The sequence below is a fragment of the Thermosporothrix hazakensis genome (assembly GCF_003253565.1).
In the GTDB taxonomy this organism is placed as follows: Bacteria; Chloroflexota; Ktedonobacteria; order Ktedonobacterales; family Ktedonobacteraceae; genus Thermosporothrix; species Thermosporothrix hazakensis.
Genome location: NZ_QKUF01000042.1, coordinates 23,049 through 37,961 on the forward strand (window position 1 = coordinate 23,049; position 14,913 = coordinate 37,961).

Here is a 14,913-nt window from a genome sequence, read left to right on the forward strand (position 1 = left end):
AGGAAGGAAAAGGTTGAGTGAAGCAATCCTTTTTTCGGTCTGTCTGGTGCTCAGTCTGGTGTTTCTTTTAGTGGGCATCGGGGGTATGATCTATATACTCGTGAAAGAGAGGGGAGAACACGTACAAGGGAGAAGAAGAACGCTTTTCTGGGTACCGCTTCTTCTCCAGCTTGTCCTGCTGGTTGTCCACGTCGCTTTCCTGGTTGTCCTCTTCATATATCCAAGCAGGGAATGGCTCTGTTTCCTCTTTCTTGTGCTGTTTCTTGTACATCGACTGACCGCGTGGCAAGTGGCTCAATTCCCACCAGTGTCTCTCAGTCATAGTCTCCGTATCGCCTGCCTGGCACTAGCATGGTTCAGTATCCTTACTGGTATTGCCCTGTATGTCAACCCTTTCATAGAATCGTTTTGGGCCACCCTCAAGAAGGAGTGTCTCTATCGAGAAGCCTTGATGAGCAAAAAGCAGGTACGACAGACGATTTTTTCCTCTGTCGAAGGATTTTACCTGCACCATCGTCGCCAATCCGCTTTGGGGTATCTTACCCCCGCTCAACTTGAGGCATTCATGACCTGATCTTCCCCTCTTTGGGGTCTGCATGAAAACGGATTACGTTCACCTCTAGATTTCAATGAGGAGAGAAGGGAGGATAAGGGAGTGAAAAAAGAACTCTCTTACCTTTGGAGAGGAATGTTGAGAAGAGAGGTAGGGAGAAGTGCACGCGCGTAGGAGGAATACACTATTGCAGCATCTACAGGACTATATTGAACATCTCTCTCGCGTCTGTGAGGGGAATGCTATGGATGTTCGTCAGGCGGTAGATGAAGAAAAACTGATGAGGTTGTGTGCTCACTATCAGCCAGATGAACATGTAGGCAGGTATACGCATGCCTGTCTGTTCTCTCCGTTCCCTGATAGTATGGAACGCGCTCCGCTGATGTATTGTGATCTGTTTTTGCTCCCTGGCTGGCAGATGGATCTTCAAGGTCATTTCCGGCTCGCCAAAGAGAAGTATGAGCGCCTGACGACCGTTCCGCTGTCCTGGGAGGAAGTGCGAGAGCGCTTTTCACGTATCGTTCTGATCGGGAAACACGGTGCCGGGAAGAGCTGGCTTCTCTCTCGTGAATGTGCGCGGGCTTGTCGGCGAATGCAACAGGACCTTGCTGAAGGACGAGAAGAAGAGCGCTTCATTCTCCCTGTTTGGCTGCACCTGGGAGAGCTAGCCGAGGTGCTTGATCTCTGTGGGGGGAACGTGTTATTTGCTGTGAAGCGCTTACTTTTTCCACATGAGCGGGTGGATTGGTTTGAGAAGTGGATACAAACCCGACCGACCCTCTTTCTCCTCGATGGATATGAACAGGTTCGATCTTGTCAGCGAGAGGCTATCCGGAAGGCGCTGCTCTGGTGTGAGGCATTGCCCCATGCTCAGCTGATCCTTGCGGTAAGGCCGGATGCTGTTCCTGAACTTTCTCTGCGGCAGGCTGCGTCTTTTGAGTTGCTCGCCTGGACACCTGAACAGCAACGACAGGCTCTCTTGCAGCACTTTGCCCCCTCTCCTCAGCTTGTGGAAGCACTGAGCACCGTGCTTGAGAATGATGAGCAATGGAGCGATCTGGTGGGGCTACCGTTGGTGCTCCGTTGGTGGAGTGCTTTTTTTGAGGCGCATCAACGGTTTCCGCATACCCTCTTTGAAGGCTACTCCTGGAGCCTGATGCAGGGTGCGGAGCCGGATTTGAATGACGAAGATGTCTGGGATGCGCTTGAGCTGCTTGCCTGGTCGTGTGCGACTGCTAGTGAAGAGCCATGGCGGCATATCCTGTCACGAGAAGAAATCCTCATTGTGCTCAGGCAGCGGATGGGCAAGCTGAGAGCAGAGCATTTATTCGCGCGTCTGGAAGCCAATCATCTGCTCCATGCTTGTGACGCTCTTGCTGCCCAACGCGTACCGGGGAAACAATGGTATTCCTGGGCGTCCCCGCTTGTGCCTTGCCTGTGCGTTGCGCGTCTCTTAAAGAGACAACAGTGGCTCTGGAGTGATATCTTTTTTTCTGACAAGCGATATCATCCCGCATGGCAAGAGGCGTTCATTTTGCTGGCAGGTGATGCCGCACCAGCGGTTTTGCGGTGGATCGAGGAACAGTGCCCTGTGCTCCCTCAAGATACTGCGAGCTTGCTTTTGTTTGTACGAATCTGTCAAGAGCTGAGTCGAGCAGGCTTGCAGCTTCCTGTGCAACTTGCTCAACGAGTTTGTGAGGCGCTGCTTCAACTGGATGTCGGGTCTCGGAATGAGCGACGCCAGGCCTATGCCTTGATGAAACAATGCTTCGGTCATATCGTACGTGCGCGTGCGCTTCAAGAGCTTCAAGAGGGGGTCGTTTCGCCATCTCAATTGTGTGCTTCACTGCTGGCACTTGGGATAGTCGGGAAGGCACATGATCTCTCTCTGCTGGAACGCATTGCTCTGGGACGGTGGGCGCATGCCTCTGTGGAAATGCGCTGTGCTGCTCTTCTGAGCTGTGTGCAATTGGATATGCAGAGGGCGATTGTGCTGAGCCGGGCCATTTTGCGACAGGGGGAAGTAGAAATACCTCTGTGTGGTTGGGCGCTCTGGATTATCGGTCTGTTTCGGGTTCGGGAGGCCGATGCGCAAGTAAACCAGCTCTTACAGCGCCGTGCTCAGGCTGCAAAGGAACTACCTGCTTGCCCGCTCTGGGATGCACAAGATGTCGGGAGATTGGTGCAGTGGTGGCTCCATCCAGAGACGCGCTTGCCCGCATTCCCTTTACTGGACGAAGTGCTTCTCTGGGCGACTGTGCGTCTATGCAAGCGGACAGCGTCGTTGCCAGAGGAGCTCTGGCCTTTGCTCTGGCGCAAGCCGTCATTGCTTCCGGTGCTTCTGCGCGAAATGGACTGGGAAGAACACTGGCTCGGCCGTGTGGTGCGTGAGTGGTTGCAGACAGAAGAGGAGCATATTCAAGAGGCACTGCGTTTTCTGCATTGGCTCCAATGGCAACCCTTCTATCCTGTGCGTCCGATTTTTCAAGCGATGCGAGCAGTGACGAAGGAAACAGCGATCAGGCAGGCTCTGGATGCGTGGTTTCTCAGGCAAGAAGAGGAACGCCTGCAAGCTGAGCAAACGAGAGAAAAGGAACGGGTGGAGGCACCTCTTTTGCTGACCCAACTGCTGGACCGCTCGCGCTCACGCTGGGAGCGCATCTCGCTGCTTCATCAATTGCAAAAGCATGCTCAAATCGAGGAAGAGGAGCGGCTTCTTCCTCTGTTTCTGGAGCGGGACGAAGATGTGCGCATTCGAGAGATGGCCCTTGTCTTATTCTGGAGACATGCTGGAGAACGAAGTTGGGACTATCTTCTTCGTCTTGTAGATGACGAGACGGAGGAGCAGGAGATAAGACAGTGTGCCACCCAATGCTTGATAAAACAAGGTCCGCAACAGGATGCCCTGTTCGAGTCATTCCTGTGGGATACCGATGAGAAGATCAGGGGTCTGGCCGCACAAAGGCTTGGAGAACGGAACGCAACCATGGTAGGAGAACGTCTGGGTGAAATGCTGCTTACCGAGGGAGAGCATGAGACCTATTCTCATCTCTGCAATGCATGTGCGGTAATGCGTGATGCAAGCGCGCAAGAATACTTCCGAACCTTCCTGCTTAAGAAGGAGAAGCAGATACAGCAACTGCCTACTCTTTCTCTTTCGGCTCTGGCAGAATATGTATTGGCTCGGCACGCTGATCTTCTCAGTGCTGAAGCTGTCTGGTATCAGCGTGATGAGGTCCTCTGGCCGCTCATACGAATGCTTCTCCAGAGAGAGTATGAGCAGGTGGCGCATCACTTGCAGCAGCGATGGATAGGTGAAGATGAGGAGGAGGTGTTTCTTCCTTCTTATTATCTTTTGCAAGGTTCTTTAGGTGCGGGGCATGTTGCTGAAAGGATAATTGCAGCCTGTTGGGAACGTGATGAGCAGGCGCCACGTGCGGCGGTTGACCGAGTGGATGCGCTGTTTGGACTGGCGGCACTTGGCGGGTCTTTGTTGCGCAACACCTGTCGGCGGGTGTGCGAAGCAGAGAAGAGCGACAGGTAGCAGGGCGTCTTTCCAAACGATATCGTATCATCAACGCTTCAATGGTTTGCTTTTCATGCGCCCGCGTTTCGAGAAGCGCGAATGCTATGGTGAAGAAGATGACTCTCTCTGACGACTTTGTTCTATACACCTTTTTTCTCTTGCTGGAGAACGAACGTAACTAGATTCAGGCGTTCATTGCCCGGGATGATGTCACGCTGGTAAAACCAATCGGGTAGAGCTAGAGCTTGTTAAGGACTCAATCTCAACTGGATGTGCAAAGCTTCTGTTCTGACGCGCAGAATCGGTTAGTCTGGGCTGGCAACGGGGGAACGCCACCAGGGGGGACTCATTGTGGTCTGACACCTCCTAGAAGCACAACGGCTCCATACCAGCAAGGATCTGCTCTGTGATAATTATGGAAGTTACAGCGCCGGTGGTCCCTTCTAGGGAGTGCTTTTCCCATTCCTTATGCAGGTGAGACTGGCTGGACTGATCTTGATTTCGTGTGCTTCTTTGAAGAGGAGACAATACTCTTCCCGCTGTAGGTTGGAATGAACTTGTAATTGGGTGAGAAAATGGGCTTAGAATATTGCTTCTTTGACCGTTGGGATAGCCAGATCATTTCTGCTTGACAGGACCGGTCTCTTGTCAGGATCTGAGAGTGTGTTTGGTAGTTGATACCGAAACTGTAGACTGCTCTGCGACTTGGTTCTGGCATTGATAGTCCACAGCATGTGGAACTATACTTCTTGGGAATGCTTTTATCCTCATAGTGTAAACAGAGATCAATCCTGGAGAACAGTGCTCCAGGGGGGAGGGATGGTCGCTGGATATAATAATGGTATTGGTTCTAGTCAGTTCCTGGATTACTGTGCAGGGGTGATGCAATAGAGTTGTGACTTTGCGAGGAGTGGCCATCATACAGCACAGCATTATCTATCAACCAATAAACGATCTACAGTATGCTTGATATCTTGTTGAGGCTTAACGTATGTGTAGGTGTGAGTTTCTGTTGCGGCTTGCCGACAAGATAGTGTTGCACCCCTTGCTATAACCTATAGGGCTTTTACAGATCTACTTGTTTGTAAACTCACATTCTGATATATTACAAATATATCAGAATGTGAGTTTGAAGGAAGGTAAACAGATGCAAGAATGGGAAAATATTCGTATTGTAGGCCTTTCTCGATTGGAGAGAGTGCTAGCTATATTTGATGTATATCTTGATCTTGATATTCCTATTAAGAAGATGAAGGTGAAAGTTATAGAGGGACAGAATAAAGTTCTCTCAGGTATAACCAATTTGTTGGTAAGAAGTGAATATCCACCAGATTCTTTTGAAGGGGCTGTTGGTCATGGTTCAACTGTTGAAGAGGTACTTGAGGATACGTTGCTGTATTTTGTTGATATGGTGAAGCGCTATCAACCAAAGGGTACAGAAGATTTTGAGTGGGCAGCTCCAGAAGATTTTTAAGCTAGGAGATAGAATGAAGAAAATTCAAATAGATGGTATCTCTGAAATAGAAGAGATAGTTGCAATTTTTTCTGTGTGGTCTATCCCGCTTTTCGCATATGCGCAGGAGAAAGTAAAGATTGTAAGACAAAGTAATGGGAAATATCGAGGAATCCCAATGGTGAAAGTGAAGTGCAAAGAAGAGGGTAAGGAGCCCGTGTGGGTTCAGGGACAAGGAACAAGTGTTACAGAAGCATTAGAGAATACTATTCGATTACTCTTTACAGCAATTATTGAGAACGAAGCAGAAACTCCTGAAGATTTTGAGTGGATTCCGCATTATGAGTTCTGATAGGGGCTGTTATGGTCTCAAGCTTATTTACATGAATGAACTGAGAATGATAAGTGAGTGCGACGAAACACAGGCCTGTAATCATTTGCGAGATCCGCTCATTTCCCCGAGGAGATGAGCGCTCTTATTGATGACGGCGTCACGGTCCTGAGTAAAGTTCTTTACCCAGTTTTGATTAAGCGTTGCCAACAGTATCTGATCGCTGGAGCGATTCTTGTTCTGTTTCACATTAATAGAGCATCAGACTCGCTTTCCTTATCTTTGTCTTGCTCTTGTTTGGGGGACTGATCTTCTTGCGCGATGTCAGTTTCCCGCCTAGTGCTCTGTCAAAGCAAGATTGATCAGTAAAAAACACAGGGGTATCCTTGAGATTAACCCAAAGAAGCGACGAGAAGCGAGACTCTATAGGCATGAAGTTAAGAATAGATGAGTTGTTGCGCGGTGTTGGGGGTGCCACTCTGCAATTGTCCTGGTTGGGACATTTCTTCTTTATTCCCTAACAATGAGCCTATGTGCTATACTCACTCCAGAGAGAATGTTGGGGAATACCTGATTGCCTCGTTTGAAAGGAAGAGGGAGAGATGCCTCGACGTGCTGCACATCATGTCCAATGGTCGGCGGAAGTACAGAGATACACCATCTGGATTGACTGCGCCCACGCACAGGAGCAGATCACGCCTGATAGCCGCTCCTGGTTCGACTGGCTGGAAGAGATTCGTTCGTTTGCTTTCTCTAGCCGGGCGGGAGAGCGCTGCACGGCCCTCAAGGAGCGCGTTCAGCGTGGCGATGCATACTGGTATGGCTATCGTTCCCTGCACGGGCGCACTGTCAAGCGCTATCTGGGCAGAACCAGGGATCTCTCCACCACTCGCCTGGAAGAGATTGCCGCACTGCTTGCGGATGAGTCGCCCTCGCGGCACCAGGTGCCACGACAAAACCAGGGAAAGGCCCTTTCCCAATCGACACAGGCGCCGTCCACGCACCAGGGCAAGGCGGAAGCCGGTATATTCCTGCTGGTCTCCAAGCTTCAGCCGCCGCGCCTGCCAGCTCCGCTGATTGACCGTGGAGAACTCTTTGCCTCACTCGAAACGAGTCTCACACATGCACTCACGCTGATCCAGACGCCCGCCGGCTTCGGCAAGACCACGCTCGTGACCCAATGGCTCGCTAGAAACCAGGTCAGGGACGACTTTCCTGCTGTTGGCTGGGTTTCGCTCGATGCTGGCGATAATGATGTACTGCGCTTCTGGCGCTATGTTATCACCGCCTGCCAGGGCAAGCAACCATCCTTGGGAGAAAATGCTCTGTCTTCGCTCTCCGCTTCCGCGCCATCCCCTTTTGTAACGCCGTCGCTGGCAACGGTCCTGACGCTGCTGCTCAATGATCTTGCCCAGCAGGAGCACGCCGGGCTGCTCGTACTGGACGATTATCAGGTGATTACAGAGCCGACGATCCACGAAACGCTGACGTTCTTTCTTGAGCATCTGCCCACCACTTTCCATGTCCTGCTGCTCACGCAAGCAGAGCCGCCACTCCCTCTCCTGCGCTGGCGCGCGGGGGGAGAACTCGGAGAATTACACTACGCCGATCTGCGCTTTTCGCCCGAGGAGACCGCCACCTTCCTGTGCCAGGCCGTATCAGTTCCGCTCTCAGACACCATGCTCACCCAGCTTGACGGCGCTCTGGAAGGCTGGGCCGCCGGGCTGCGCCTGCTCTCCCTGGCCTGGCAAAACCAACAAGCAGTGCGGGGAAGCGAAATCTCGTTCCACTCCCTGCCTGCATGTACGGATATACCGCTTCTCCAGCGCTTCCCCGGTCACTGCTCGATTACTTTGTTGGCGAAATTCTGCACGCGCAGTCGGAGCCACAGCAGCGTTTTCTCCTCCAGACGAGCATGCTCACGTACCTGAGTGGTTCACTCTGCGACGCTGTCACCAACCAGACAAACAGTGCTGCTCGCTTAGCCGCTATGGAGCGAGCCGGGCTCTTCCTGGAACTCTTGGACGAGACAGACCCACGGGGGCCGTGGTATCGCTTTTATGGCCTCTGGGCCGCGGCACTCCGCCAGGAAGCCAGCCGCATCCTGAGCGCAGAAGAACTGCGAACACTCTCAGGGCGCGCCAGCTTCTGGTATGAGCGGCATGCCATGATGACAGAGGCCATAGAGGCAGCGCTGCTGGCAGATGACATTTCGCGCGCAGCCCTGCTGATTGACTCCTCTTCAACGGGCGGCTACCAGTGGGACCCGCCAACGCTGCTCCGCTGGCTCTCTCGCATTCCAGAAGCGGTGCTGGGCAACTATCCAGGACTGAGTCTGCTCTTTGTGCTCCTGCTTCGCTTTCCTCAAGGAAGTGAAAACACCGCACTGCCCGACGAGGTCTGGGAGCGCATTGAGACTATCTTGCAGGCTGCCGAGGAAAGGGTACACAGGCAAAGAGACCTGGCCTGGCTCGGCGGACTCTACGCCATCCGGGCGCTGAGTGTGTTACCGCAGGACCCCTTTATTCGCGCGGCCCAATACGCGCAACAGGCACTCACCTGGCTTCCTCAAGGCCCGCAACACGGGGAGGCGAACAGGCCAGAAATCCGGATATGGCGAGGTCTCAGCCTGTTCATCCTCGGGGTAAAAAGTGTTCATGAAGGACGTTTCAGCGAAACTCCGCAGTTTCTCCAGGAGGCGTACACGTGTAGTCTGATCACGGGCGACAGGCACTTCACGCGCGAAGTACTCTTGCTCCTGGGAAAAAGCAGCAGTGCCCGAGGTGAGTTGCACCAGGCCGCCGAGTACTATCGACAGATCGTTTTCAGTGCCCACGAACAGGAGGACCACGAGCACACTGCTGCGGCTCTGCTCGATCTGGCCTGGCTGTCGTTTGAATGGAACGATCTGACCACAGCAGAACAGCACATACACGCAGCGCTTGAACTGGTTCAGCAGCGCGAACAGCAGTCTGGCAACCTGGCAGCCTTCCAACTTGCGCTGCTGAGCCATGCACGCGGCCAAACAGTCTCTGCGCAACAGCAGCTCGCGATACTATTCTCTCGCCTGCAAACCATCCAGGCGTCCTGGGCCTTGTGGTTATCCCTTGATGTACTGATCTGGCAGGCCCGGCTTCATCTGGTCACCGGCGATCTACAAGGCGCACAATACAGCCTGGAAATGCTGGATTTCCATGAGCAGGATGTTACTGGCGAACGGCACGTGAAAAGAACAATCCTGCGGGCGCGCCTGTTACTGACCCAGAGCAAGGTGCACGAGGCACAGGATCAACTAGGGCAATGCTTGCTGGTCGCTCGTGCACAGTGGCAGATGCGCAATGCGCTGGAGATTCAGCTCTTACTCTCTCTCTCCCACGCCGCAGCACAGCAGAAACAGGAAGCTCAGCGCTGGCTTGTACAGGCGCTTGCCCAGGCACAAAGCGAAAAGTTTCTGCGGCTCTTCCTGGAGGAAGGTGAACCACTGGCCCGGCTCCTTGTCTCCATTCAAGAAAGAGGTCTGCGCTCTTACGTGCAAACAATCCTGCGTGCCTTCGCCCCGCGAGGTCTCGCCAGCCCGCAGCGTCTCCTTATTGAGCCGCTTTCTCCACAGGAACAGCGCGTGCTCAAACTTCTCGCTGCCGGGCGCACCAATCCGCAGATCGCGCAAGAACTGATTATCTCAGTCAACACCGTGAAACATCATATGAAACAGCTCTACCGCAAACTGGATGTGCGCAATCGTCTGGAAGCCAGCGAGGCAGCGCGCCGTCTCGATCTCTCTTAGCCCCCCTTGTGCTGTTTGCGTGGTGCCTGCGATGCTACACAAAAAAGAAGAGAGCTTCCCAGAAGCTCTGTTGCCACTCCCTGCTGAACTACCTGGCTGAGGGATGTTCCCGCATCAACGCGCACACTATACTTTCAACAGGCATGTGCTCAAGCACATGCTTCTGCAAAAAGAAGTGAACGTTTTCTGAAAGGGATTTGTTGTATGCGTCGTTTTTTGCCTGTGCTTTTTCTTCTCATAATAGCACCAGTCATAGCCGAATTGCTCTACGGTACGGTCTCGATCACACAAGCTAGCGCACTGCTCTTTGTACTCCCAATATATGGAGCGGGTGCGCTGCTTATTCGAGAGCTGGTTCGCCGCAGTGGACGCGGCTGGAGCAGTATCCTGCTTCTGGGAGTTGCTTACGGCACTGTCGAGGAAGGTCTTGTGCTGCAAAGCTTCTTCAATCCGACGCTCTATGGAGCCGCCCATTGGGGCGCTCGTATTTTCGGCATCAATGGGGTGTATGTCGAATTACAGCTCGTCTTACACGCGGTCTGGAGTGTGGCCATTCCGATTTTGCTCACTGAACTGATCTTCCCGTCTATCCGGCGTGGCACACCTTACCTGGGCCGCTTCGGCCTGTTCGTCACCGCTCTCTTCTATGTCATTGGCGTACTTGTGCTCATGTTTTCAACCCATGTCATGTTAGCGCCCGGATATTGGGCTCCCCCGGTTCTGCTTGCTACCGCCGGGCTGGCTGTGCTCGTGCTCGTAGTCATCGCGCTCAGCATGCTGCCGAAGACATCCGTGTCCTCCGAGAACCAAATAGCGGCCCCGCAGCCCTGGATACCATTTCTGGTCTCCGGGATTGGCAGCTTTGGCTATCTGGCGCTGCTGATTGTACTCTGGCGCGTCGAGCCAGCATTTGCGCAGTGGCCACTCGTGCTGGTCCCGATGCTGTGCGCGCTCTTCCTGGCGATCACGGTGGCCCGACTGGTACGCCACTGGTCGCAGGCTAGCAATTGGGGAGATCGTCATTTGCTGGCGCTGGCGAGCGGCGCCCTGCTTGCGCATACCCTGGTCGGATTTCTGGATATCCAGAATACGACAACGCGCCTGGGCCTCGTTGTACTGGGGCTGATCATGATGATCCTGTTGTCCCTGCTGGCGCTGCACATTCGTCACAAAGGCCGTTCTGCCGCGCTCGCCAGGAGTAAAGACGATGAGAGCGGTCGAAGCGACTCAAGGAGACCCCTGTGAAAAAGTATGTGGTGGAATTGACCGCAGCACAACGCGAGGAGTTGTTGCACATGATCTCGACGGGAACCGCTGCGGCGCGGGAACTGACCCACGCCCGCCTTCTGCTCAAAGCCGATCAAGGCCCTCATGGACCAGCCTGGAGCGATGCACAGATCGGGGAAGCGCTGGAGATCAGCGTGGCCACGGTGGCCCGCGTGCGCAAACGCTGTGCCGAGCGAGGCGTGCAGGAGGCAATCTTGCCGGCGAAAGCCAGCGCGATGCGCACGCGTCGTCTGGATGGAAGCCAGGAGGCGTACTTGATTGCCCTGGCTTGCAGTGCGCCCCCAGACGGCTGTGTGCGCTGGACGTTGCGCTTGCTCGCCAACCAACTGATGGAGTTGGGCTATGTCGAGGCGATCAGTCACGAAACGGTGCGACAGGTCTTGTTGGCCAATGAACTCAAACCCTGGATCAAGAAACAATGGTGCATTCCCACCGCACCCGATGCGGAGTTCATCTATCACATGGAAGATGTGTTGGAAGTCTACACTCGCCCGCATGACCCTGCTCGTCCCCTGGTGTGTATGACGAGATTAACACCCAACTGTTGGCCGATACCCGCGATCCCTTGCCTATGGAACCAGGCAAAACTTGGTGTGAAGATTATGAGTATGAGCGTCATGGTGTGTGTAACGTGTTTTTGGCCTGCGAACCCTTGGTCGGCACGCGCGTGACCATGACGGCTCCGCAACGAACCAAAAAGGAATGGGCCGAGTTTGTCCGTCGGTTGGCTGAGGAGCACTATCCCACTGCCGACAAGATCGTCCTGGTGCTAGACAATCTCAATACGCACACACTTGCAGCTCTCTATGAGGTTTTTCCTGTGGCTCAGGCCCGTCGGCTGTGCCAACGCCAGCAGCAGGCAACCCGCGCCTAGTCCACCATACATGCAGGGCAAGCTGGGGCCTCATGGGAGCTGAGACACTTGGATGCTTGCCCTTCCTCTTTCTCCTTGTTTATTTCTGTCTTCCCTGCTCTTGTGCATCCTACCTGGTTCCGCTTCTCCGCCGTGCTTGCTGTGCACGCAGCACAAGAAACCGCACCATTTATAATATGGTCCCGGTTGGAAGGGAATTCCGGTGGCCCGCATTTTGCTCGCGCCCCGGTTTCTTCTTGACAATCCGATTTAAATTGCACCGTAATCTATTATCCAGAAAAAAGAGTATGATGGAAAGGGAGAAATATAAGTTTTAATGCATCTTCCTGGTCGGGTGGGCTGGGGTACCTGGGGGCAACATTTGCTCGGGTAGCTGAGCAGGCTGAACGTGCAGATTTTTATAGTCTCTGGACAATGGACCATGTTCTTTCGCCTCCTACCGAGGGCCGATAGAACAGGCCATCCTTGAAGGATGGAATGCTCTGTCCTTTGCTGCCGCACGCACCAATCGTATCAAGCTTGGTGTACTTGTGAGTGCTGTGACATTCCGTCATCCTAGTCTGTTGGTGAAGACAGCGACCATGCTGGATGTTCTTTCACAAGGCCGAACGTATTTCAGTGTTGGGGCTGCCTGGTTTGTAGAAGAAAACCCCCGCTTGTGGTCTCCCCTTTCCACCTTTGAAGGAGCGCTATGAGCGACTGGAGGAAACGCTGCAGACTGCTCTTCAGATGTGAGAGGGGAGGATACGCCTTTTGAGGGGAAGTATTATCAACTGGAGCGGCTCTTGAACTCGCCCCAGGCACTGGAGGGGCCGCCTCCTCCTATTCTAATTGTGGGCGGAGGAGAGCGAAAGACACACTGCTATTGAGTGCACGTTCTGGTGATGCCTGCAATCTCTTTGCCAATGAGGGTAAAGATGTGCTGAGGTGCAAATTGAGAAGATTGCGCGAGCATTGTGAAGCAATTGGACGCCCTTATGAGCAAGCAGGATTGAGAAGACTGCCTACTGTCTCCAGCTTTAAGTAACGAGCGACGGCCATAACGGTATGCTTTCTCCTACCGCAGCTAGAGACTACTTCTCGGAACTAGCAGAGCTAGGAATAAGACATGCCATTTTCAGTCTGCCGGATGCGTATAATCCCGAAACTCTGGAACTGCTGGCAACTGAGGTGATCCCTGCGGTGCAATCAATTCCGGTAGTTGGGTAAAAAGGATATCTTATTGACAGGTATCAGTGCTGGTATATACAGCGTATAGAGGGTGTGCTTGAGAAGCAACCTTTGCTAGTTGGTTGTGCTGCTATACTGATACCTGTAATATACTTCTGAAAGAAGAAGCGAAAAAGGAGAAGACAAGAATGATTATTCGGTCGGAGATGATCTCATTATGCTGCTATTGGCGAGCTTTATGTACGCGTTTTTTGCAACCGTACCACGGAGGCTATTATCGTCACGTTGCTGCGCCAGCATCGGGCATTTGATCCAGAACTCTTGCTTACTGCTGAAATTTGATGGCCAGGTGATCGGACATGCCCTGTTTTCTCCTTATCAAATGCCCTTGCTTGGTCCAGGTGGTTCCCACGGTCAAATTTGCACTGCGGCTGTTGATCCTGCATATCAAGGTCGAGGTGTTGAGGGTCAGCTTATTGCCGAGGGCTACAAGCTCTTGGCTGCGAAAGAGCATCTGGTAAGCATACTCCTCGGACATGCCAGCTATTACCCACGCTTTGGTTATCGACCAAACGCTTTTGGTACTGCACAGGTTATGGTGTTGCTCAAGGAGCTTTCGAGCGAGATGCTTGATTACACATAGTCCGGTAAGCGAAGGTGTTCCTGCACTTCAAGCGTTATGGTGGCATGAAGAGGGGACGGCAAGTGCGCAGACCCATTTGCGCTTGATTCTCAGTCGCTTTGGGGTCACAGTGCTTGAGCAACCGGAAGTCTCCATTGCCAAAAGTTGAGAGAAGTTTGACGAGCAGGGCAATTTGCAGGACGAGGAGACGCTGCACCAATTGTGTGCGTTTGTTGCTGCCCTGCTCCAGAGACTAGATGAGCACGTTGTGGCTGGTGAAAGGCTTGTTAGCGTGTCAATGGAAGATCGCAACGAGAGCCTCTATGATCCAGAGAAGAGCTCTCTCTGCACAAGCAGTGTTTCTTCTCACTCGCTGTCTGAGGAGAGGAGTGGGAAGAAACACTGATGTTATCCCCAAGGGGTCTATTCCATAGACAAGAGGGCTTGGTATCGTTTGATGGTCCTTGTTCAGAGTGAGAGAGGGTGATTGTCCTTCTGAGCGAAAGAGAAAAGCGGCTGGTGTTTGCTCTGTCATCAGAGGAGAACTGAGGACGGGTGCTTGCATTGCGTTAGAAACAGCGGGATACTGTGTCCCCGGCACGACGGTGAGGAGAGATCGAAGCACAAGACAAGCTGCAATGGGAGGGTCAGAGGGCTCCCCTTTTTCTTTTATTAAAGACTATCATCTTGACAACTGGAGAACATGTTTCAAAGAAACATTGGCGTGTAATATTGTAGTAAAAGGAACTTCGACTTCCGATAAGTTTGTATTGTTGTAACGGTTTCTTTTATGTTACTCGGGAACTTCTGCAAGTTCCCTGCCTTGTGGTAGTGAGTAGATAGGGGTGTTGTGGGTGGTGGGCGGTTGTATCTTTCGGGCTCTTTCCTGAGATGGTGCTCTTTAGTCACGCATGACGCGTGTTTTCGGGTGTCCATGTTGCTCACTTCGGCTGCTTGTTGCCTCCATTCCCTCACGTGCGCTGTTGTTCCTCCTCCAGTATGTTGACATGGTGCTGTGGTCGCGTCAGCACGCATAGGGAGCTGTGTGAAGTGGGGCCTGTGGTGTTGCCCCTGTGGGTGTGGCTGCGGTGGAAGCGACCTGGCTCTGTTGGGGGGAGGAGGGGAGCCCAGGCGGATGTGTGGCGAACGAGGAGCAGGCGCTCTGCCAGGTGGTTTTCCGGGTGTGGGTCTCTCTCATTGCGGCAGAGGAGGGAGAGGTCAGGAAGAGGAAGGGGGAAGCGGACGCAGCAGAGAAGCGGGGTGTATGTGCTGGAGAGGATGAGCGTGACGAGAGGGAGGCGGTGCCGGTGCGT

The 14,913-nt window shown here is 53.2% G+C and carries 14 protein-coding genes; 13 read left to right on the plus strand and 1 reads right to left on the minus strand.

Going from position 1 to position 14,913, the window contains the following annotated elements; genetic code table 11:
- The first annotated feature begins 13 nt into the window (after positions 1–13).
- The 4 genes from EI42_RS29110 (at position 14) to EI42_RS29125 (ending at position 5,884) form a co-directional block, all read left to right on the plus strand.
- Positions 14–574, plus strand: a complete 561-nt coding sequence (locus tag EI42_RS29110) for an integrase core domain-containing protein (protein WP_170142997.1) — start codon at positions 14–16, stop codon at positions 572–574.
- A gap of 223 nt (positions 575–797) precedes the next feature.
- Positions 798–4,097, plus strand: a complete 3,300-nt coding sequence (locus EI42_RS29115) for an NACHT domain-containing protein (protein ID WP_137686454.1) — start codon at positions 798–800, stop codon at positions 4,095–4,097.
- A gap of 1,129 nt (positions 4,098–5,226) precedes the next feature.
- Positions 5,227–5,553, plus strand: a complete 327-nt coding sequence (locus EI42_RS29120; RefSeq protein WP_111326150.1) for a hypothetical protein — start codon at positions 5,227–5,229, stop codon at positions 5,551–5,553.
- A gap of 13 nt (positions 5,554–5,566) precedes the next feature.
- Positions 5,567–5,884, plus strand: coding sequence for a hypothetical protein (locus EI42_RS29125; RefSeq protein ID WP_111326151.1), 318 nt, complete (start codon positions 5,567–5,569; stop codon positions 5,882–5,884).
- 81 nt (positions 5,885–5,965) lie between these two features.
- On the opposite strand, the gene EI42_RS33570 is transcribed toward EI42_RS29125, so the two are convergent.
- A complete protein-coding gene (locus tag EI42_RS33570) occupies positions 5,966–6,112 on the minus strand; it encodes a hypothetical protein (RefSeq protein ID WP_211326401.1) in 147 nt (48 codons plus the stop codon).
- Positions 6,113–6,465: 353 nt separating this feature from the next.
- On the opposite strand from EI42_RS33570, the gene EI42_RS34100 reads away from it, so the two are divergent.
- From EI42_RS34100 to EI42_RS32925, 9 genes are all read left to right on the plus strand, one after another.
- Complete coding sequence (locus tag EI42_RS34100; RefSeq protein ID WP_170142998.1) at positions 6,466–7,794, plus strand: MalT transcriptional regulator family protein; 1,329 nt, start codon at positions 6,466–6,468, stop codon at positions 7,792–7,794.
- Positions 7,779–9,647, plus strand: a complete 1,869-nt coding sequence (locus EI42_RS29130) for a LuxR C-terminal-related transcriptional regulator (protein WP_170142999.1) — start codon at positions 7,779–7,781, stop codon at positions 9,645–9,647. The genes EI42_RS34100 and EI42_RS29130 overlap by 16 nt, the downstream gene beginning before the upstream one ends.
- Before the next feature lie 204 nt (positions 9,648–9,851).
- Complete coding sequence (locus EI42_RS29135) at positions 9,852–10,892, plus strand: Sec62 family protein translocation protein (protein ID WP_111326153.1); 1,041 nt, start codon at positions 9,852–9,854, stop codon at positions 10,890–10,892.
- A complete protein-coding gene (locus tag EI42_RS29140; protein WP_111326154.1) occupies positions 10,889–11,605 on the plus strand; it encodes a helix-turn-helix domain-containing protein in 717 nt (238 codons plus the stop codon). The genes EI42_RS29135 and EI42_RS29140 overlap by 4 nt, the downstream gene beginning before the upstream one ends.
- On the plus strand, positions 11,506–11,808 hold the full coding sequence (locus tag EI42_RS29145) for a transposase (protein WP_246046561.1): 303 nt from the start codon (positions 11,506–11,508) through the stop codon (positions 11,806–11,808). Before EI42_RS29140 ends, EI42_RS29145 begins: the two co-directional genes overlap by 100 nt.
- Before the next feature lie 512 nt (positions 11,809–12,320).
- Positions 12,321–12,503 carry a hypothetical protein gene (locus tag EI42_RS35050; RefSeq protein ID WP_371860030.1) on the plus strand — a complete coding sequence of 61 codons (183 nt, stop codon included), beginning with the start codon at positions 12,321–12,323 and terminating at the stop codon, positions 12,501–12,503.
- A 352-nt stretch (positions 12,504–12,855) separates the two neighbouring features.
- A complete protein-coding gene (locus EI42_RS33575) occupies positions 12,856–13,017 on the plus strand; it encodes a hypothetical protein (RefSeq protein WP_211326402.1) in 162 nt (53 codons plus the stop codon).
- 268 nt (positions 13,018–13,285) lie between these two features.
- Entirely contained in the window at positions 13,286–13,621 is a 336-nt protein-coding gene (locus EI42_RS29155) for a GNAT family N-acetyltransferase (protein ID WP_170143000.1), read from the plus strand.
- Positions 13,608–13,769, plus strand: a complete 162-nt coding sequence (locus tag EI42_RS32925; protein ID WP_170143001.1) for a hypothetical protein — start codon at positions 13,608–13,610, stop codon at positions 13,767–13,769. Before EI42_RS29155 ends, EI42_RS32925 begins: the two co-directional genes overlap by 14 nt.
- The last annotated feature ends 1,144 nt before the right edge of the window (positions 13,770–14,913 follow it).

Excerpts from the sequence above, each read along its gene's own strand:
- EI42_RS29115 (WP_137686454.1), top strand. The coding sequence starts at position 798 with ATGGATGTTCGTCAGGCGGTAGATGAAGAAAAACTGATGAGGTTGTGT.
- EI42_RS29120 (WP_111326150.1), top strand. The coding sequence starts at position 5,227 with ATGCAAGAATGGGAAAATATTCGTATTGTAGGCCTTTCTCGATTGGAG.
- EI42_RS29125 (WP_111326151.1), top strand. The coding sequence starts at position 5,567 with ATGAAGAAAATTCAAATAGATGGTATCTCTGAAATAGAAGAGATAGTT.
- EI42_RS34100 (WP_170142998.1), top strand. The coding sequence starts at position 6,466 with ATGCCTCGACGTGCTGCACATCATGTCCAATGGTCGGCGGAAGTACAG.
- EI42_RS29130 (WP_170142999.1), top strand. The coding sequence starts at position 7,779 with ATGCTCACGTACCTGAGTGGTTCACTCTGCGACGCTGTCACCAACCAG.
- EI42_RS29135 (WP_111326153.1), top strand. The coding sequence starts at position 9,852 with ATGCGTCGTTTTTTGCCTGTGCTTTTTCTTCTCATAATAGCACCAGTC.
- EI42_RS29145 (WP_246046561.1), top strand. The coding sequence starts at position 11,506 with ATGGAACCAGGCAAAACTTGGTGTGAAGATTATGAGTATGAGCGTCAT.
- EI42_RS33575 (WP_211326402.1), top strand. The coding sequence starts at position 12,856 with ATGCTTTCTCCTACCGCAGCTAGAGACTACTTCTCGGAACTAGCAGAG.